The sequence below is a fragment of the Streptomyces sp. DH-12 genome (assembly GCF_002899455.1).
Lineage (GTDB): Bacteria > Actinomycetota > Actinomycetes > Streptomycetales > Streptomycetaceae > Streptomyces.
The window spans coordinates 603,827-623,425 of the sequence record NZ_PPFB01000001.1; the positions used below are offsets into that span (position 1 = coordinate 603,827).

The 19,599-nt window shown below is 73.2% G+C and carries 15 protein-coding genes; 2 read left to right on the forward strand and 13 right to left on the reverse strand.

The window, feature by feature from the left end; all coding sequences use genetic code 11:
- Nucleotides 1–5 precede the first annotated feature (5 nt).
- The 5 genes from C1708_RS01930 to C1708_RS01950 all read right to left on the reverse strand — a co-directional run bounded on the left by C1708_RS01930 (nucleotide 6) and on the right by C1708_RS01950 (nucleotide 5,396).
- The gene (locus C1708_RS01930; protein ID WP_106410985.1) at nucleotides 6–578 is read right to left on the reverse strand and encodes a GNAT family N-acetyltransferase; all 573 of its coding nucleotides are present in this window, start codon (nucleotides 576–578) and stop codon (nucleotides 6–8) included.
- Nucleotides 579–644: 66 nt separating this feature from the next.
- Nucleotides 645–1,871 (reverse strand): cysteine desulfurase-like protein, encoded by a 1,227-nt coding sequence (locus tag C1708_RS01935; RefSeq protein WP_106410986.1) that lies wholly within the window; start codon nucleotides 1,869–1,871, stop codon nucleotides 645–647.
- 28 nt (nucleotides 1,872–1,899) lie between these two features.
- Nucleotides 1,900–3,063, reverse strand: a complete 1,164-nt coding sequence (locus C1708_RS01940) for an AI-2E family transporter (protein WP_106410987.1) — start codon at nucleotides 3,061–3,063, stop codon at nucleotides 1,900–1,902.
- Nucleotides 3,064–3,187: 124 nt separating this feature from the next.
- Entirely contained in the window at nucleotides 3,188–4,393 is a 1,206-nt protein-coding gene (locus C1708_RS01945; RefSeq protein ID WP_106410988.1) for a glycoside hydrolase family 64 protein, read from the reverse strand.
- 148 nt (nucleotides 4,394–4,541) lie between these two features.
- Entirely contained in the window at nucleotides 4,542–5,396 is an 855-nt protein-coding gene (locus C1708_RS01950) for a GntR family transcriptional regulator (protein WP_106410989.1), read from the reverse strand.
- A 300-nt stretch (nucleotides 5,397–5,696) separates the two neighbouring features.
- On the opposite strand from C1708_RS01950, the gene C1708_RS01955 reads away from it, so the two are divergent.
- Nucleotides 5,697–7,124 (forward strand): cellulose binding domain-containing protein, encoded by a 1,428-nt coding sequence (locus C1708_RS01955; RefSeq protein WP_106410990.1) that lies wholly within the window; start codon nucleotides 5,697–5,699, stop codon nucleotides 7,122–7,124.
- Nucleotides 7,125–7,502: 378 nt separating this feature from the next.
- Here the strand turns inward: C1708_RS01955 and C1708_RS01960 are convergent, their stop codons facing one another.
- Genes C1708_RS01960 through C1708_RS01975 form a run of 4 tightly spaced genes read right to left on the reverse strand, consistent with a single transcriptional unit; the run spans nucleotide 7,503 to nucleotide 11,969 of the window.
- Complete coding sequence (locus tag C1708_RS01960) at nucleotides 7,503–8,882, reverse strand: GH1 family beta-glucosidase (protein ID WP_106416105.1); 1,380 nt, start codon at nucleotides 8,880–8,882, stop codon at nucleotides 7,503–7,505.
- Nucleotides 8,883–8,914: 32 nt separating this feature from the next.
- Complete coding sequence (locus C1708_RS01965) at nucleotides 8,915–9,742, reverse strand: carbohydrate ABC transporter permease (RefSeq protein ID WP_106416106.1); 828 nt, start codon at nucleotides 9,740–9,742, stop codon at nucleotides 8,915–8,917.
- 5 nt (nucleotides 9,743–9,747) lie between these two features.
- Nucleotides 9,748–10,698, reverse strand: coding sequence for a carbohydrate ABC transporter permease (locus C1708_RS01970; protein WP_106410991.1), 951 nt, complete (start codon nucleotides 10,696–10,698; stop codon nucleotides 9,748–9,750).
- 11 nt (nucleotides 10,699–10,709) lie between these two features.
- The gene (locus tag C1708_RS01975; RefSeq protein WP_106410992.1) at nucleotides 10,710–11,969 is read right to left on the reverse strand and encodes an ABC transporter substrate-binding protein; all 1,260 of its coding nucleotides are present in this window, start codon (nucleotides 11,967–11,969) and stop codon (nucleotides 10,710–10,712) included.
- 293 nt (nucleotides 11,970–12,262) lie between these two features.
- Between C1708_RS01975 and yicI the strand changes: the two genes are divergently transcribed.
- Nucleotides 12,263–14,539: an alpha-xylosidase gene (gene yicI / locus C1708_RS01980; RefSeq protein WP_106410993.1), complete on the forward strand. Its 2,277-nt coding sequence runs from the start codon at nucleotides 12,263–12,265 to the stop codon at nucleotides 14,537–14,539.
- 166 nt (nucleotides 14,540–14,705) lie between these two features.
- Here yicI and ppk2 read toward each other — a convergent pair whose 3' ends face one another.
- The 4 genes from ppk2 to C1708_RS02000 form a co-directional block, all read right to left on the reverse strand.
- Nucleotides 14,706–15,764, reverse strand: a complete 1,059-nt coding sequence (gene ppk2, locus C1708_RS01985; RefSeq protein WP_391663649.1) for a polyphosphate kinase 2 — start codon at nucleotides 15,762–15,764, stop codon at nucleotides 14,706–14,708.
- A 218-nt stretch (nucleotides 15,765–15,982) separates the two neighbouring features.
- Nucleotides 15,983–16,321, reverse strand: a complete 339-nt coding sequence (locus C1708_RS01990) for a hypothetical protein (protein ID WP_241911135.1) — start codon at nucleotides 16,319–16,321, stop codon at nucleotides 15,983–15,985.
- A gap of 276 nt (nucleotides 16,322–16,597) precedes the next feature.
- Nucleotides 16,598–17,347, reverse strand: a complete 750-nt coding sequence (locus tag C1708_RS01995; protein WP_391663709.1) for a sulfite exporter TauE/SafE family protein — start codon at nucleotides 17,345–17,347, stop codon at nucleotides 16,598–16,600.
- A 437-nt stretch (nucleotides 17,348–17,784) separates the two neighbouring features.
- A complete protein-coding gene (locus C1708_RS02000) occupies nucleotides 17,785–19,386 on the reverse strand; it encodes a DEAD/DEAH box helicase (RefSeq protein WP_106410995.1) in 1,602 nt (533 codons plus the stop codon).
- Nucleotides 19,387–19,599: the final 213 nt, after the last annotated feature.

A 19,599-nucleotide genomic window follows, 5' to 3' on the forward strand; every position in this document is an offset into this window, starting at 1 on the left:
TGCCGTCAGCGCAGGTCGAGCCGCATCAGCACGCGGGGATGGCCGGCCAGCACCGAGGTGGTGTCGGCGGCATGGGTGAAGCCGGCCCGCTCGAAGTTCTTGCGGAGCCCGGGGTAGGCCATGGTGAGGTCGGCGCGGGCGTCGCCGTTGTCGAGGGGGTACGCCTCGACGGCGGGGGCGCCCTGCGCGCGGGCGTACTCGACGGCGCCGGCGATCAGGGCGTGCGAGAGGCCCCTGCCGCGGTGGCCGGGGCGGACCCGGATGCACCACAGCGACCAGACCGGGAGGTCGTCGATGTGCGGGATCTTGCGGTTGCGGGCGAAGGAGGTGTCCGCGCGGGGTGCGACGGCGGCCCAGCCGACGGGCTCGCCGTCCTCGTGGGCGAGCACGCCGAGGGGGGTGCCGGAGCGCAGCAGCCCGGCGACGTGCTCCCCGCGGGCGGGGCCGCGCAGCTCACGGTTGAGCGCGGACGGGATGCGGTAGCTCAGGCACCAGCAGACGTTCGCCTGCGGTGACTTGGGACCCAGCAGGGCACGGACGTCCTCGAACTCCGAGGCCGGACGGACTTCGACGGTCATGCGTCCACGATGGCACGTCCGGCCCGCCGGCGCCGCCGCGTCGCGGTGGGCCGGCGGGCCGCCGTGTCACCGGCCGTGCGCGGGCGGGGTCTCCTCCAGGAAGTCCGCCAGGCCGTCGAGCAGGCGGTCGACGTCCTCGTCGGAGGTGTAGCAGGCGAGGCCGACGCGCAGGCCGCCGGTGTCGCCGAGGCCCAGGTGGCGGGAGGCCTCCAGGGCGTAGAAGTGGCCGGAGGGCGCGTGGACGTTCCGCCCGGCGAGGAAGCGGTAGGCGTCCTCGGTGCGGCGGCCGTCGAGGGTGACCAGCAGGGTCGGGGTGCGGCGGGCCGCCCGGGAGTGGACGGTGACCCCGTCGAGGGCCGCCAGTCCCTTCTCGAGCCGGGCCCGCAGCCGCGCCTCGTGCTCCCCGATCGCCTCGTACGCCGCGCCGAGCCGGGCGCGGCGGTCGCCGTCGGTCCGCCCGGCGAGCCCGGCGAGGACGTCGACGGCCGCGCGGGTGCCGGCGAGGAGCTCGTAGGGCAGGGTGCCCAGCTCGAACCGCTCGGGCACCGCGTCGGAGGAGGGCAGCAGCTTGTCCGGGCGCAGGGTCTCCAGCAGCTCCGGAGCGGCGGCCAGCACACCGTGGTGCGGGCCGAGGAACTTGTACGGCGAGCAGACGAAGAAGTCCGCGCCGAGCGCCCGGACGTCGACCGGGGCGTGCGCCGTGTAGTGGACGCCGTCGACGTACAGCAGGGCGCCCGCCTCGTGGACCAGCCCCGCGATCTCGGCGACCGGGGGCATGGTGCCGATGAGGTTGGAGGCGGCGGTGACCGCGACCAGGCGGGTGCGGGGAGAGAGCTGGGCGCGGATGTGGCCGGCGGTGAGCTCTCCGGTGGCCGGGTCGAAGTCGGCGCGGCGGACGGTGACTCCGGCCCGTTCGGCGGCCTGCGTCCAGGGGCGGATGTTGGCGTCGTGGTCGAGCCGGGTGACGACCACCTCGTCGCCCTCCGACCAGCCGGCGGCGAGGGTGCGGGCGACGTCGTAGGAGAGCTGGGTGGCGCTGCGGCCGAAGACGACGCCCGCCGGGTCGGCGCCGAGCAGGTCGGCCATGGCGCGGCGCGCCTCGACGACGAGGGTGTCGGCGTTGCGCTCGCCGGGCAGCAGGCCGCCCCGGTTGGACAGCGGCCGCGCGAGGGCGTCGGCGATCGCGTCGATGACGGGGCGCGGCGTCTGGGTGCCGCCGGGGCCGTCGAAGTGGGCGGTGCCGGCGGCCAGCGCGGGGATCGCGGCGCGCAGTGCGGTCAGGTCGTACGTCACGGGGTCTTCCTGGAGGTCGGGAGGGCGGTCAGGCGGCGGGGGCGCCGGGCGCCGGGGACTGCGGCGCCGCGGGCCGCGGCGCCGGTGGCTCCGGTGCCGGCGACTGCGGTGCCGGAGGCTGTGGTGCCGGCGGCTCTGTGAGCTGTTCGCGCAGGTAGTTCCAGACGACCGCGATGAGAGCGGCGACCGGCACGGCGAGCAGGCTGCCGACGATGCCGGCCAGGCTGCCGCCCAGCGTCACCGCCAGCAGGACGACCGCCGCGTGCAGGCCGAGACCGCGGCTCTGGATCATCGGCTGGAACACGTTGCCCTCGAGCTGCTGCACGACGACGATGACCACCAGCACGAGCACCGCGTCCATCAGCCCGTTGGACACCAGCGCGATCAGCACGGCGACCAGGCCGGCGAACAGGGCGCCGACGATGGGCACGAACGCGGACACGAAGGTGAGCACCGAGAGCGGCAGGACCAGCGGCACGTCGAGGATCCACAGGCCGAGACCGATCAGCACGGCGTCGATGAGACCGACGAGCGCCTGCGACCGCACGAACGCGCCGAGGGTGTTCCAGCAGCGCGCGGCGACGGCCGGCACGTCGGTGGCGAGCCGGCCGGGGAGCTGGCGGCGCAGCCACGGCAGGAAACGCGGGCCGTCCTTCAGGAAGAAGAACATCAGGAAGAGCGCCAGGACGGCGGTGACGACGCCGCTGAAGACGGTGCTCACCCCCGTGACGGCGGTGGTCGCGATGGACCCGGCGCTGTCCTGGAGACGGGCGGTCGCGGCGTCGAAGGCGCCCGCGATCTGGGCGTCGTCGATGTTCAGCGGCGGGCCCTCGGCCCACTCGCGCAGCTTCTGCACGCCCTGGACGACACCGTCGCCGAGTTCACCGGCCTCCGACGCGACGGGCACCGCGATGAGCGCCACGGTGCCCGTGGCGACCAGCAGGAACAGCACGGTCACCAGGGACGCGGCGACCGCCGGGCGCAGACCGCGCCGGCGCAGCCAGTGGGCCGGGGGCCAGGTGAGCGTGGTGAGCAGCAGGCCGACTATCAGGGGCCAGACCACGGACCACATCCGGCCCAGCAGCCAGAGGGCCACCCCGGTCGCCACCAGGACCAGCAGCAGTTCCCCCGAGATGCGCGCCGAGGTTCTCAGCGCGGCGCGGGTTTTCCCCGCGTTCAACGTGGCAGACATGGTGGCACCCTATGGTGCCCGGGGGGCCGTGGTGATCGCGGGACACAACAGGCGTGTGCCGGCGGGGCGTCGGGTGCGTCCGCCCCCGGCCGGCGGACCGGCCGGGGGCGGTGCGCGGGAACGGTCAGTCGAACGGGGCGAGCGTCAGGAACGCCTGGCGCGGAGCGCCGTCGTGGACGAGCGACTCGTGGTGGCCGACGTCGTCGAAGGCGAAGCCGTACGCCTTCCCGTCGACCATGTGCGCGTGGATGATCCGCGCGTAGTGGTTGGTGACCGGCTCCTGGTAGAAGCCGGCCGCGCTCCGGTCGGGCTGGTGGGGGTTGGCGAGCAGGGTGGTGCGGTGGAAGCCCGCGCACAGGGTGCGCGAGATGGGGCCGCGCACCTGGTCGTTGGGCGCGTCGAGGAGCCGGTGGCAGCCGAAGACGGACGAGGCGTCCGGCTTCTGGAAGGTGGTGACGACGTTGCCGGAGCCGTCGGTGAACCGCAGGACGCCTCCGGAGACCCGGCCGGTGTACCGGACGTCGGGGCGGTCGGCGAAGGGCGTGACGACCAGGTCCGTGCGGGTGTACTTGTCCCAGACCCGGTTGACGTAGTCGTCCGTGATCGAGGCCGGGAGGGCGCCGGTCTCCACCCCGTACAGCGGGGACAGGGCGCGCAGCACGGTGCCGTCGGAGCGGGTCTGGATGAGGTTGGCCCAGCCGCCGGGCTGTCCTCTGAGGGCGTTGAACACGCCGCGGTAGCCGCCGGGCCGCAGCTTGCCGGTGCTCAGCGTGGTGCCGTCGCCGCGCTGCACGCCCACCGTGTAGGGCGCGGAGAACATGTCGACCTGGGTGCTGTTGATCCACAGTCCGTCGTTGTTGAACGTGTACTCGGACCAGTTGAAGAGGATGTCGCGGTGGGGGTCCGTGGGGTTCTGCACGGCGGGCTGCACGAGGCCGCCGGTGGTCAGCCGGAACTCCATCTTGCGGCCGTAGGAGAAGTAGATCCGGCCGGAGAGCCTGGGGACCTGGATGGTCGTGGACCGGCCGGGCGCCGGGCCCGGTATGGAGGCGTCGGGTGCGGGTGTCGGCGGGTTGCCGCCGGCGGGCCAGGGGTGGAAGGCGCCGCTCGCGTCCGCCCAGCCCTGCCGGCCGGACGACAGCTCGGTGCCGAGGTTGTAGATGTGGACCGGCTCCGCGCGGCCCGAGGTGTTGGTGATGGTCAGCGGGACGGTGGCCGGGACCGCGGCGTGCGCGGGGGACGGGACCCCGGCGGCGAGCCAGGACCCGCCGAGTGCGGTGGCGATGCCCAGCGCCACCGCCGTGATCCGGCGTCTGAGGGTGCGCAGCATGCTCGTTCTCCGTTCGACAGTGGCCGAGAACCGTTGTGAGAGCGCTCTCACCGAGAGTTGCGCGTTGGTATGGACCTGTCAATGGTGGGGGCGACCGTGCGGGAGCCGGAGGTTCCGCACGCTCTCGCGGCCCGCCGGAGGCAGCGGCTCAGCCGCGCTGCACGACTCCGTGCGCCGAGAAGCTGACCGGGCCGTGGGACGGGAGGTCGCCGGGCGGGAAACCCGGGTGGTGGTCCCCCTTGGCCGCTTCCGCCCCTCCCGCGCGCGGGGCGGCCGGGCCCAGGGCGAGCCGGGACACGATCCGGTAGCGGTCGCCCCGGTAGACGGAGTGGACGTACTCCACCGGACGGCCGGCGGTATCGGTGGTGAGGCGCTCGAACAGGAGGGCCGGTGACAGCTCGGGCACGTCCAGCAGCTCCGCCTCCGCGCGGGTCGTCACGGTCGGCTCGACGGACTGCACGGCCTCGCTGACCCGCACCCCGTGCCGTTCCCGGAAATGCTCGTACAGATCGCCCTGTTCGAGCTCCGCCTCGGTGAGGCCGGGCACCAGGCCGGCGGGGAGGTGCAGGTGCTCGATGGCCATCGGGGCGCCGTCCACCAGCCGCAGCCGGGCCGCGTACCGGATCCGGGCGGCCGGTGACACGCGCAGTCTGCGGCCCACCCGGGCGCCGGCCGGGAGCGTGCGGAACTCGAGGACGCGGCTGGTCCACACGCCCTTGGCCCGCGGCACGGTCAACGCGCCGTGCTCCGGCACCAGTTCCTGGGTGATCTTCTCGGCGGCCACGAACATGCCCCGGCCGTGCTCGCGCACCAGCAGTCCCGCGACCACGAGTTCGTCGACCGCGGCCCGCACGGTCGGGCGTGAGACGCCGAGCCGGGCGCAGAGGACGCGCTCGGAGGGGACGGCGTCGCCGGGGCGGCGGGTCTCGATGAGTTCGAGGAGTGCGTCGCGCACCCGTTCACGCTTGAGCACCGCACCCGAGGCGGCGGGATCGACGGCCATACGGGTCTCCCTCGTCGTCGGCCGCGGGCGGGGCGCGGGGCGACTGGTATGCCCCGACCTTAACTGGTCCGGCCGCCACCAGGGCCGCCTTCGGCAACGCCGACTCCGTTTCCGACGCGCAGGGTTGACGTGCCTATTGGTCTATGCCACCTTCTCTCGACATCAACTGGTAAGGCCTCGGCGGACAACTGGTCAGTTCCGGGGACCGGTCCGTCACCGCGAGCCCGCGCCGGGCGGCGCCCCACGCCCGCCGCGCGGACGCACCACCGTGCGCCACCCCCCACCGCGAAAGGACCACGGATGCGTACTCGTCCCACCGGCCGCCGCGCCCGCGCGGCACTCGCCCTCACCGCCCTGCTGGGCGCCGCCGCCCTCACCGGGCTCCCCGCGCCCGCGGCCACCGCCGCGGACGGCGCGCTCGCCGTGCAGTACCGCACGAGCGCCCCCGGGGCCACCGCCGACCAGAGCGAGCCCTGGTTCAAGGTCCGCAACACCGGCTCCGCTCCTGTGCGGTTGAGCCAGGTGAAGATCCGCTACTACTTCAAGGCCGAAGCCCCCGACGCCACGTACCGTTTCGCCTGCTCCTGGGCGGTCGTCGACTGCCCGGCCGTCACCGGCACGTTCGGCACGCTCCCGCGGCCCACCGCGACGGCCGACCGCTACCTGGAGATCGGGTTCACCCCGTCCGCCGGGTCGCTGGCGCCCGGCGCCGACACCGGCGACCTGCAACTGCGGTTCCACCGGGCGGACTGGCGGACGCTGCGGCAGAGCGACGACTACTCCTTCGGCGCGGCGCGGACGTCGTACGCCGACTGGGACAAGGTGACCGCGCGACTCGCGGGCGCCACCGTGTGGGGCGCGGGCCCCGAGGGCGACGGCCCGACCGACCCCACGGATCCCACCGACCCGCCCGGTGAGGGCGGTCAGACGCTGTTCGACGACTTCGACTACGCGTCGCACACCGACCCGGACCTCGCGGCGCACGGCTGGAGCGTCCGCTCCAACGCGGGCGGACCCGGGGTGCCCGGCGCGACCTGGGACCCGTCGAGGGTGACCTTCAGCTCCTCGGGCGGGAACTCGGTGATGGACCTGGAGACGTCCACCGCGGGCACGGGCGCCTCCACCACGCACACCGAGATCCTCACCCGGAGCATGAAGTTCGCGTACGGCACCTACGCGGCCCGGGTGCGCTTCTCCGACGCCCCCGTCTCCGGCCCGGACGGCGACCGCGTCGTGCAGACGTTCTTCACCATCAACGACCTCAAGGCGCCGATGGCCGACGACTACGCCGAGTACGACTTCGAGTACCTGCCCAACGGCGGCTGGGGCGAGCCGTCCTCGATCCTGTACACGACGTCCTGGGAGACCTACAATCCCGATCCCTGGCAGGCCGTCAACCAGCACAGCGAGAGCCGCCAGAGCTTCGCCGGCTGGCACGACCTGGTCGTCACCATCGACGACTCCGGCATCACGTACTACGTCGACGGCCGCCACTTCGGCACCCACGACGCCGCGTACCTGCCGGAGCGGCCGATGTCGATCAACTTCAACCAGTGGCTGATCGACCTGGAGGGCCAGCGGTCGACCACGCCCCGCTCCTACCACCAGCAGGTCGACTACGTCCTGCACGTCAAGGACCAGGTGCTGACGCCCGCCCAGGTCGCGGCGAAGATCGACGCCTACCGTGCCGCGGGCACCTCGTTCGTGGACGAGGTGCCCGCGCCCTGACGGCCCGCCCTGACGGCCCGCCCGGCCGGGCCCGTCGCGGGTCCGGCCGGCGCACCGCGGTGTGTGCCGTCCCCTCGACGTCGCCCGATCGTCTCCCGGGGCTTCCGCCGGCGAGTCCGGGACGCTGGACTGCGGGCCGCGGGCCGCTCGGACCGCGCGCCCTGCCTGGCGACCCGCCCCGCCTCCAGGCGGTGCCTGTACCGACGGCGTCACGGAGGCGCGGGACGCCGGCTCCGGGGTCCCCCGGCACCCGTCCGACGAGCCGGCCCGTACGCCGGCCGCGCCGCACGAGGCCCTGCCGGACCACGGGGGCGGCCGGCCGCCGCGCACCCCGCGGCGGACGTGGACGCCGCCACGGCCGCCCGGGGCGCGTCCCCGTCAGGACCGCTGGGCGGCGATCATGCGGCGGTACCAGTGGTAGCTGTCCTTCGGGATGCGCCGCTGGGTGGCGTAGTCGACGCGGACGATGCCGAACCGCTTGTCGTAGCCGAAGGCCCACTCGAAGTTGTCCAGCAGCGACCACACGTAGTAGCCGCGGACGTCGACGCCCGCGTCGATCGCGGCGCGCAGCGCGGTGAGGTGGTCGCGCAGGTAGTGCACGCGGTCGGTGTCGTGCACGGCGCCGTCGGGGGCCACCTCGTCGTCCTCGGCGGAGCCGTTCTCCGTGATGTGGACCGGCGGCAGGGCGTCCCCGTACTGCTCCTTCAGGTCCGTCAGGAGGTCGGTGAGGGTGCCGGGGGCCACCGGCCAGCCCATGGCGGTGCGCCGCACGCCCGGCATGGGCTCCTCGGTGTAGCGGTTGTCGGTCGCCACCCGCAGGGCGGGATCGCTCTCCCGGTGGGGGGCGTCGGCCACCACGATCGGGCGGTAGTAGTTGACGCCGAGGAAGTCCAGCGGCTGCGCGATCAGCTCCAGGTCGCCGTCGCGGCGGAAGTCCTGCCCGGTGATCAGCTCGCCCCAGGTCTCCTCCTCGGTGTCCGGGTAGCGCCCGGCGAGGATCGGCTCCGTCCACACCAGGTTGTGCAGGGTGTCGGCGCGCACCACCGCCGCCCGGTCGGCGTCGGAGTCCGTCGCGGGCAGATGGTGGTCGAGGTTGAGGGTGATGCCGGCCTCGCGGACACCCGCCGCGCGCAGGGCCTGCACGGCGAGTCCGTGGCCGACCAGCAGGTGGTGGGCGGCGGCGAGCGCGCCCCGGCCCTCGCGGGCGCCGGGGGCGTGGCGGCCGACGGAGTAGCCGAGGAAGGCGCTGCACCACGGTTCGTTCAGGGTGATCCAGCGCGGCACCCGGTCGCCCAGGCGGTCCGCGACGACGGCCGTGTACGCGGCGAACCGCTCCGCGGTCTCCCGCACCCGCCAGCCGCCACGGTCCTCCAGGGCCTGCGGGAGGTCCCAGTGGTAGAGGGTGACGGCCGGCTCGATGCCCGCGTCGAGGAGTTCGTCGACCAGCCGGGAGTAGAAGTCGAGGCCCTTGGGGTTCACCGGGCCGGTGCCGTCGGGCACGATCCGCGGCCACGCCACGGAGAAGCGGTACGAGTCCACGCCGAGGTCGCGCAGCAGGGCCACGTCCTCCGGGTAGCGGTGGTAGTGGTCGCAGGCGACGTCGCCGGTGTCGCCGTTCGCGACCCGGCCGGGGGTGTGGCTGTAGGTGTCCCAGATCGACGGGCCGCGCCCGTCCTCCCGGGCCGCCCCCTCGATCTGGTAGGAGGCGGTGGCGGCGCCGAAGACGAAGCCGGGCGGGAACCGGGGGAAGTCGCTCATGCGGGTCGAGTCCGTCTCGGTGTGTGCGGTGGTCACTTGACTGAGCCTCCGGTGATGCCGGCGGCGATGTACTTCTGGGCGAGGACGAGCAGGATCGCGGCGGGTACGGCGGAGAGCACGGCCGCGGCCATGACCGCGCCCCAGTCCCCGACGTGTGCGCCGATGTACTGGTAGATGCCCAGTGTGATCGGTTTGACGTCGTCCGTGGTGTTCAGGGTGAGGGCGAACATGAAGTCGCTCCACGCGAACAGGAAGGCGAACAGGCCGGAGGTGATCAGGGCGTTGCGGCTCATCGGCAGCACCACCCGCAGGAACACCCGTACCGGCCCGGCCCCGTCGATCTCGGCGGCCTCGATCACCTCTCCGGGGATGGACACCATGAAGGAGCGCATCAGCACGATGGAGAAGGGGATGCCGAGCGAGGCGTCCGCGAGCATCAGGCCGGCATAGGAGTTCACCAGGCCCAGGTCGACGTAGGAGGTGTAGAGGGCGTTGGCGATGACGATGCCCGGCACCATCTGGGTGATCAGGGTGCCGAACACCATGGTGCGCGAGCCGCGCAGACCGAAGCGGGCCAGGCCGTAGGCGGCGGGCGCGGCGATCGCGAGGCAGATCGCGACGGCGCCGACGGACACCAGCAGGGAGGTCAGCAGGTTGCCGCCCTGGTCGGTGAGGGCCTTGGTGAACCCGGAGAGGTCGAGACCCGACGGGACCGGGTCGACCTGGAGGAGGCCGGAGTCGGGCTGGAGCGCGGTGTTGAGCATCCAGTACAGCGGGAACAGCATCACCGCGAGGACGAGCAGGCCCGCGACGGTGGAGCCCCAGCGGCGGCGGGGCGCGGTGGGCGCGTGGGCGGCCATGTCGGTCACTTCCCCTCGGTGCGGTTGGCCCGCAGGTAGAACACCGCGAACACGGCGGAGATCAGGATCAGGACGTTGCCGACGACCGCGCCGGCGCCGAAGTCCAGCTCCACGAAGGAGTTCTGGTAGGTGAGCGTGCCCAGGGTCTGGGTGGCGTCGGCGGGGCCGCCGTCGGTGAGGGCGAGGATCAGGTCGAGGATCTTCACCGTCGACATGAAGCCCAGCACCAGCACGACCGTGATCACCGGCTTCAGCATCGGCAGGGTGACGGAGCGGAAGGCGCGCCAGGCGGAGGCGCCGTCCAGGGAGGCCGCCTCGTACAGCTCCTTGGGGATCTCCTGGAGGCCGCCGTAGAGGATGACCATGTTGAACGGGATGCCGATCCAGATGTTCACCAGGATCACCGAGAGCAGCGCCATGCCGGGGCTGGTCAGCCACGGGGTGCCCCCGCCGAGGCCGAGGGTGTCGAGGAAGGCGTTCAGTACGCCGGTGTCCTGGTCGAGGATGCGGCGCCAGACGATGCCGGACACCACCATGGGCACCAGCCAGGGCAGCAGGATCAGCGAGCGCAGGACGCCGCCGAGGGGGAAGCGGCGGTTGAAGAAGACGGCGAGGGCGAGGCCGATGCAGAACTGGCCGAGCAGGGAGCCCGCGGTGAAGACGAGGGTGTGCCAGAGGGCCTTGCCGAAGAGGGCGTCGCGGAAGACGGACGACCAGTTGTCGACGCCGTTGAAGGGGGCCTCGCCGGTGAAGAAGGTCTTCGGCGTGTAGTGCTGGAAGCTCATCACGACGTTGCGGACGAGCGGGTAGCCGAAGAACAGCAGCATGAAGACGACGGCGGGCGCGACGAAGCCCCACTGGGCGAGTCTGCGGCGCCGGCGGGCGCGGGCCGGGTCCGGCGCGGCCGGCTTGCCCGCGGCGGCGGACGGCGGGGCGGTGACGGTGGACGTGGTCATGGGGGCGTACCTCAGTTCCCGCTCGTGGCCCGCTGCTGGGCGCGCTTCAGGGCGGCCTCGCTGGACTGGCCGGTCAGGGCGGACTGGAAGGCGCTCTGCAGGGCGAGGGAGACGGCCGGCCAGCCGGCGCCGAGCTGGGCGGTGCGGGAGCGGGCGGCGGCGACCTGGTCGGCCAGCGCGTCCAGTTCGGGCACCCGCGCCCGCCAGCGGGCGGCGGCCCGTTCGTCGGCCGGGACCATCCAGCTGTTCAGGGCGTAGGTGAGCTGTTCCTTCTCGCTCGTCAGGCAGGCGACGATCCGGCCGGCCGTGCGCTGGCGCTCGTCGTCCCCGGTGCGGGGCACGGTGAGCACGGCGCCGCCGAGCGGGGCCACCGAGTCGGCACCCGCCTCGGGCACCGGGATCTCGGCGATGCCCCAGTTCAGGGACGGGTCGCTGTTGAGGGTCTCGACCTGCCAGGGGCCGTTGATCATCATGGCGGCGTTCCCGGCCATGAACTGGTCGTTGACGTCGGCCTGGGTCCAGTTGACCGTGGACCGGGAGAGCGAGCCGTCCTTCAGCAGCGCCTTCCAGAAGTCGAGCGCCTCGACGACCTCCGGGCTGTCGAGCTCGCGTTCGTCTCCGCCGTTGGACCACATGAACGGCGTGAACTGGAAGACCCCGTCCTCGGCGCCGCCCGCGCTGAGCGCCAGGCCGTAGCGCTTGCCGTGGGTGAGCTCGCGCGCCGCTTCCCGCAGTTCGTCCCAGGTGGCGGGGGTGCGGACGCCCGCCTCGGCGAGGACGTCCTTGTTGTAGAAGAGGGCGAGGGTGTTCACGGAGCGGGCGGCTCCGTAGTAGGTGCCCCGGTAGGAGCCGAAGTCGACGATCCCGTCGGGGACGTGGTCGGTCGACAGGCCGAGGGTGCGCAGGTCGACCAGCCCGCCTGCCTCGGCGAACACGGGCATCTCGGAGGCGTCGAACTGCACGACGTCCGGCAGCGACTTCGACGAGGCCATGCGCAACGCCTTGGTCATGACCTGGGACGCGGGGACGCTCTGCTGCTCGACGGTGACCCCGAGCTGCTTGCCGCAGCGGGCCATCGCCTCGGCGTCCCAGCGGTGGTAGGTCTCGTCGGTCGAGGAGTTCAGGACGGTGTAGACGTCGTCGTCGCGCTGCTCGGCGCAGCCGGTCAGCGCCGCCGAGGCGACGAGGACCGCTGCGGTGGCGAGCGAGGAGACGGTTCGGCGCGCGCGTCCGCGCGGATGACGTGCGGCAACCGTTGGATGTGCTGTCACGGTGGGTGCCCCTGGGTGGGACCGGCTCGGCTGCGCCGGGCCGGCGGCTCTGTGGGATGACAGGTGAAGCGCTTCGATTACCGACCGCCGCAGTGGGGGTTTCATCTGACGCAGCACCGGGGTTTAATTTGTTTGGCCTGATTACTAATACGTCAGCGCGAGCCGGTCGCGCTAGCCCCCCAGGGGCACGATCTTCTCGTCCCAGGGCGTGACAGGCTCTGAGGTTCCTGTCATAGTTCCTGGTCAGAGCTGGCTCTCGCATCTTCTCCGCCCTCCCGATCCCGAGGAAGACCATGAAATTCACCGACGGCTTCTGGCGCATCCGCGACGGCGTCCAGATCTCGTACGCCACCGAGGTGCGAGATGTTCACGCGGAATCGAAGCGCTTCACTAGCTACGCTGCGACACGGAAGGTGACGCGCCGGGGCGACACCCTCAACGCCCCGCTGGTCACGGTCGACTGCTTCTCCCCCGCCGAGGGCGTCGTCGGCGTGCGGGTCACCCATCACGCCGGCAGGCGCGACCCCGGTCCCCACTTCGCCCTGGCGGGCGAGGCGGAGGGCGTGGGCGAGGTGCGCCGGGACGGGCCGGTCACGGAGCTGACCAGCGGCCCGCTGACCCTGCGGCTGGACGCGGACGGCGCCTTCGGGCTCACCTTCCTCGACGCGGACGGACGGGAGCTGACCCGGGCCGGCGCCAAGAGCACGGCGTACGCCACCACCGCCGACGGGGCGCACCACATGCTGAGCCGGCTGTCCCTCGGCGTCGGCGAGCACGTCTACGGCCTGGGTGAGCGCTTCACCCCGTTCGTCAAGAACGGCCAGACCGTCGACGTGTGGCAGGCCGACGGCGGCACCAGCAGCGAGCAGGCCTACAAGAACGTCCCGTTCTACCTGTCCTCACGCGGCTACGGCGTCTTCGTCAACCACCCCGGCGCGGTCTCCTTCGAGGTCGGCTCCGAGTCCGTCGGCCAGGTGCAGTTCAGCGTCGAGGACCAGACGCTGGAGTACTACGTCATCGCCGGCCCGACCCCGAAGGACGTCCTGGGCCGCTACACCGCCCTCACCGGCCGCCCCGCGCTGCCGCCCGCCTGGTCGTTCGGCCTGTGGCTGAGCACCTCGTTCACCACCTCGTACGACGAGGCGACGGTGACCTCGTTCGTCGACGGCATGGCCGAACGCGGCATCCCCCTGTCGGTGTTCCACTTCGACTGCTTCTGGATGCGCGAGTACCAGTGGTGCGACTTCCAGTGGGACCCGGAGGTCTTCCCCGACCCGGAGGGCATGCTGGCCCGCCTCAAGGACAAGGGTCTGCGCGTCAGCGTGTGGATCAACCCGTACATCGCCCAGAAGTCCCCGCTGTTCGGGGAGGCCGCCGCGCTCGGGCACCTGGTGCGCCGGCCGAACGGCGACGTGTGGCAGTGGGACCTGTGGCAGGCCGGCATGGGCCTGGTCGACTTCACCAGCCCGGACGCCCGCGCCTGGTTCCAGAGCAAACTGAAGGCGCTGCTCGACCAGGGGGTGGACTGCTTCAAGACCGACTTCGGCGAGCGCATCCCGACCGACGTCGTCTGGCACGACGGCTCGGACCCCGAGCGGATGCACAACTACTACACGCACCTGTACAACCGCACCGTGTTCGAACTGCTGGAGAAGGAGCGCGGACAGGGCGAGGCGGTCCTCTTCGCCCGGTCCGCGACCGCCGGCGGCCAGCAGTACCCGGTCCACTGGGGCGGGGACTGCTGGTCGTCCTTCGAGGCGATGGCGGAGTCGCTGCGCGGCGGACTGTCGCTGTCGCTGAGCGGGTTCGGCTTCTGGAGCCACGACATCGGCGGGTTCGAGGGCACGCCCGACCCGGAGGTCTTCACCCGCTGGCTGGCCTTCGGCCTGCTGTCCTCGCACAGCAGGCTGCACGGCTCCACGTCGTACCGCGTGCCGTGGGAGTTCGGCGACGGGGCGGTGGACGTCGCCCGCCGGTTCACACTGCTCAAGCACCGGTTGATGCCGTACCTGTACGGCGCGGCGGCCGAGGCGCACCGCACGGGCGTGCCGGTGATGCGGCCGATGCTGCTGGAGTTCCCGGCCGACCCGGCGTGCCGCCCGCTGGACCGCCAGTACATGCTGGGTCCCGACCTGCTGGTCGCGCCCGTGTTCAGCGCGGACGGCGAGGTGGAGGTGTACCTGCCGGAGGGCACCTGGACGCATCTGCTCAGCGGGGAGCGGGCGACGGGCCCGTGCTGGCGCACCGAGCGCCACGACTACGACAGTCTGCCGCTGTACGTCCGTGAGGGCGCGGTGCTGCCGCTGGCCGGGGACGACTCCCGCCCGGACGGCGACTGGCTGGACGCGCCGGTGCTGCTGGTCCACCCGCCGGCCGCGCCCGACTGGACGGCGGAGGTGACCGTGCCGGACACGGCGGGCCTGCCGGCGGCGACGTTCCGGGTGCGCCGGGACGGGGAGGTGCTGCGGGTGACGGCGTCCGGCACCGACCGGCCGTTCACGGTGCGGGTGCCGGGCGGGGCGGAGGCTTCGGGGGCCGGTGAGGTGACGGTGCCGGTGGCGTCGGAGTGAGGACGTCGGTGCGGTGAGGGCGTCGGCGCGGCTGGGGGTGGTCCCGCGCGGTTGAGCGGAACCGCCCGGACGCCCGGGACGGGCCTCGGCCCCCGGGACCCGGCCGGTCCGGTGAGCCGAGGCCCCGGGACCCGGCCGCCCGGGGGCGAGCACGGCGCGGCCGGGTTCAGGAGCCCGGCCGCTGCTCGTCGTCCGGGTGGGCGCCCGGGCCGTGGCCGGGGCCCGCCAGGGGGGTCGGGGACAGGACCTCCGGTTCCTCGCCGGGCTCCAGCAGGGTGTCGGCCGCGCCCACGATCAGCGGGTCCGGTTTGCCGAGGGCCTCGTGGTCCTTGGCCGGATAGTCGCAGCGGTCGAGGAGACTGCGCATCGCCTCCAGCCGCCCCCGCCGTTTGTCGTTGTTCTTCACGACCGTCCACGGCGCGTGCTGGGTGTCCGTGGCGCGGAACATTTCCACCTTCGCCTTGGTGTAGTCGTCCCAGCGGTCCAGCGATTCGAGGTCCATCGGCGACAGCTTCCAGCGCCGCAGCGGGTCGACCTGGCGGATGGCGAAGCGGGTGCGCTGCTCGGCTCGGGAGACCGAGAACCAGAACTTCACCAGCATGATCCCGTCGTCGGTGAGCAGCTGCTCGAACAGCGGGGTCTGCTCGAGGAACAGCCGGTACTCCTCGTCCGAGCAGAAGCCCATGACCCGTTCGACGCCGGCCCGGTTGTACCAGGAGCGGTCGAAGAAGACGATCTCACCGCGGGCCGGGAGATGGGCCACGTAGCGCTGGAAGTACCACTGCCCCGCCTCCCGTTCGGTCGGCTTCTCCAGGGCGACGACACGGGCGCCGCGGGGGTTGAGGCGTTCCATGAACCGCTGGATGGTGCCGCCCTTGCCGGCCGCGTCGCGTCCCTCGCAGACGACGACGATCCGCTGGCCGGTGTCCTTCACCCACCGCTGCATCTTCAGCAGCTCGATCTGCAGGACGCGCTTCGTGCGTTCGTACTCCGACCTGCGGATCTTCCGATCGTAGGGGTGGTTCTCGCGCCAGGTCTCGATGGGGGTGCCGTCGGCGTCCAGGAGCACGGGACGCTCCGGCCGCCGGGTGTCCACCTCCAGCCCGTGGAGCAGGTTCTCGCCGGTGGTGCGGGACGCGTCCGTCCCCGCGTCCACCGCCGTACGGCCCTCGTGCGTATCCGGGTGGTCACGACCCTGTCGCTCGTCCGGGTGGTCGGCCGTCACGTCGTCCTCCGCCTTTCCGGTCCCGTCTCACCGGGCCCCCTTGTGCAGCGTATGCCCGACGGGCTCGCGTGGTGATGCGGAAACGGGTGCCCGCCGAACGCGCGCCGAAGCGTGGCGGTGCGCGCGGACGGCGGGTGCGTGGACCCGGTCCTGCCGTGCGGGGCGGGCCGGCGCCTGCGGGACGTGGGTCGGGCGCCGGCCGGGGACACCCCGGAGGCTCATTCCGTGCGGAAGGCGTCCGGCGTCCTGACCCGGTCGCGGATCCACACGCCGACGGGTCCGAGCGGGGCCGTCCCCGCCCAGGGGCCGTCGGCGGCGCAGGCGCCCGGGGTGAACACGGCTCCGGTGCGGTGGTCGTCGGAGAAGTCCCGGCTGACCCAGCCGATCTTCTTCTCCGCCATGAGGCCGAGGGAGCGCTGGGACATCGCGAAGTCGTCGGCGCCCTCCCCGGCGTGGTTCCGCGTGCCGAACCCGGTGACGAACACGGGGATCCGGTCGGCGGCACGGACGACCGGGACGATCCGCTCCGCGTCCTCCTCGGCACGGGACCAGCTCACGCCGTCGGGCTCGTCGGCGATCTCGTGGAGGACGGTGACACGGTCCTCGTGGCGGCTCGCGATGTCGGCTTCGGGGGCGGGTCCGGTTTCGGTCTCGGACAGGCTGATGTCGCGCGGGGACCGGTGCCGTGTGGGGGACTCCGTCCGCGATGGACGGTCAGGAAGGTTTCCCTGCCTGAGGGAACTGCAGGCGTACGCGGATGACAAGGGGCGTGCCGAAGCCTTTGTGGAGCCGGAGCGCGCCCCGGCCGTGCGCGCCGCTCCCCCGCTCCCGGCTCAGCGCAGGAGGAGCTGGACGAGGGCGACGGTCCCGACGGCGATGACGAGGGCGCGGAGCACGACGGGGCGGAAACGGCGGCCTGTCGCCGCCCCGAGCTGTCCGCCCAGCGCGGAGCCGGCCGCGATGAGGGCGACGGCCGTCCAGTCGAAGTCGGCGACGAAGAGGAAGAAGACCGCGGCCACCGTGTTGACGACGGCGGCGAGGACGTTCTTGACCGCGTTGAGCCGCTGGAGCGGCTCGTCGAGGAGCAGGCCCATCAGGGAGAGGTAGATGATGCCCTGCGCGGCGGCGAAGTAGCCGCCGTAGACGCTGGCGAGCGTCAGCCCGGCGAACAGCGGCCGCCCGCCGTCCCGCCGCACGGGGCGGTCCGACGGCCTGCGTTCCCGCACTTTCCGGCTGATCAGCGGCTGGAGGGCGACGAGAACGAGGGCCAGCCCGACGAGACAGGGCACGATGGTCTCGAACGCCTCGGCGGGCAGGGCGAGCAGCAGGACGGCGCCGGTGATCCCTCCGAGCGCGGCACCGGCGCCGAGCTTGCGGACGCGGCTGCCCTGTCCGGCGAGCTCGCGACGGTAGCCGACGGCCCCGCTGACGGCGCCGGGGACGAGCCCGAGGGCGTTGGACACGGTGGCGGTGAGGGGCGACAGCCCGGCGGCGAGCAGCACGGGGAACGTCACGAGCGTGCCGGACCCGACCACGGCGTTCAAGGCCCCGGCCCCGACACCGGCGCCGAACACCCCCGCCATCTCGAGCGGCGTCACGCCGCACCCCCGGCCGGCGGCGTGGGGTGGTGGCGGAGGACGGGTGCGGTGACGACGCTCATGGGGGCACGCTAGCGGGCGGTCACTTCGGCGCACACCGAAGGGTGACCGGTGCGGCGGGTCGCCATGTCGCTTTCTCGGCATGCCGGTACGGGCGCCCGCCGCTGCGAGCGGCGCCTGCGGATGCTCTCCGTCGCTGCCGCGGGGTCCCTGTGGTCACCGTGCGGGTGCCGGTCGTCCTCCCGGACCACCGGATCGCCGATCACCGGCGACGCCTTCGGCGGGCGAGGGACCACCGGGTGCCGATGCCCTCGGCGTGGTACGGCGTGGTGGAGACAAGCGAACGGCGGTGGCCGGCACACCGCCGGCCACCGCCGGACCGGACCGGACCGCGTCGTGCGGCCCGGTCCGGGGACCTGCGACTAGGCCGCGCGGTCCATCGCCGGCTTCGTGCGCGGCTTGCGGCGCGGTGCTTCGTCGGCTCGGCGGTCGCGGCCGGCGCCGGCGCGGTCCTGGGCGGCCGGGGCGCCGTTCCGGGTCGTACCGCCCTTCGGCTGGGCCTGGCCCTGCCGGCCCGGCGCGCCGCGGCGGCGGCGGTTGCGGGACGGGGACGTGGCGGTGCGGCGGGGGCGTTCCACGACCGGGACCGTGATGACGACCGGGACGCCGGAGGGCGTCCGCGCGCCGGTGATGCGGGTCAGTTCCTCGTCGCCCGGCCGCACCTCCGTGATGCGCGGGGTGATGCCCGCCTGGGACATCAGCCGGCTGACGTCGCGCCGCTGGTCCCGCGTGACCAGGGTGATCACGCTGCCGGACTCGCCGGCGCGGGCCGTGCGGCCGCCGCGGTGCAGGTAGTCCTTGGGGTCGCCGGGCGGGTCGACGTTGACGACCAGGCCGAGGTCGTCGACGTGGATGCCGCGCGCGGCGACGTTCGTCGCCACCAGCACGGTCACGTGACCGTCCTTGAACTGGGTGAGCGTCCGCGTCCGCTGCGGCTGCGACTTGCCGCCGTGCAGACCCGCGGCCCGCACGCCGTTGCTCAGCAGGTGCTTGGTCAGCCGGTCCACCGCGTGCTTGGTGTCGAGGAACATGATGACCCGGCCGTCCCGGGCCGCGATCTCGGTCGTCGTGCGGCGCTTGTCCGCGTCGTCGATGTGGAGCACGTGGTGCTCCATGGTGGTCACCGCGCCCGCGGACGGGTCGACGGAGTGGACCACCGGGTCGCTGAGGTAGCGGCGGACGAGCTGGTCGACGTTGCGGTCGAGCGTGGCGGAGAACAGCAGCCGCTGTCCGTCGGGGCGCACCAGGTCGAGCAGCCTGGTGACCTGGGGCATGAAGCCCATGTCGGTCATCTGGTCCGCCTCGTCGAGCACGGTGACGGCGACCTCGTCGAGTATGCAGTCGCCCCGGTCCACGAGGTCCTTCAGCCGTCCCGGCGTCGCGACGACGACCTCGGCGCCGGCCCGCAGCGCGGACGCCTGCTTGCCGATCGACAGCCCGCCGACCACGGTGGCGACCCGCAGCCGCACGGAACGGGCGTACGGGGTCAGCGCATCGGTGACCTGTCCGGCGAGTTCCCGGGTGGGGACGAGGACGAGGGCGAGCGGCTTGCGGGGCTCGGCGCGGCGGCCGGCCGTGCGGGCGAGCAGCGGCAGGCCGAAGGCGAGGGTCTTGCCGGAGCCGGTGCGGCCGCGGCCGAGGACGTCACGGCCGGCCAGGGAGTTCGGCAGCGTGGCCGCCTGGATGGGGAACGGCGCGGTGACGCCTTCGCGGCCGAGGGTGGCCAGCATCTCGCCGGGGAGGCCGAGATCCTCGAAGGCGTCCACCGCGGGGAGGGCGGGGGTGATCGTCTCGGGGAGGGCGAACTCCCCCGTCGTCACGGTCCTGCGGCCCGAGCCGCCCTTGGACTGTCGCGGCGCACCGCCGCGGCCGCCCGCGGCGCCGGAACGGCGGCCGCCCTTCGTGGAGCCCTTGCCGGCGGAGCGGGTGCGGGCGGTTCGGTCGTTCGCGCGTGCCTGTGTCACGGAGAACCTTCCTTGATGTGGCGCGTCTCAAGGAATGTCCGCCGCTGGGGAACGCGGGGAATTGCAAGAACGAGCCTGGGTGAATGGGGTCGCGGGGCGGTTCCGCCCGGTGAGGACGCGACCCAGGGGAGGCAGCGACCGGAGCGTGCACCTCTCCGTGTGATCCGTGTGAGATCCTGCTGCGCAGTAGGCGCCGGTGCCGGCGCGGTGCCG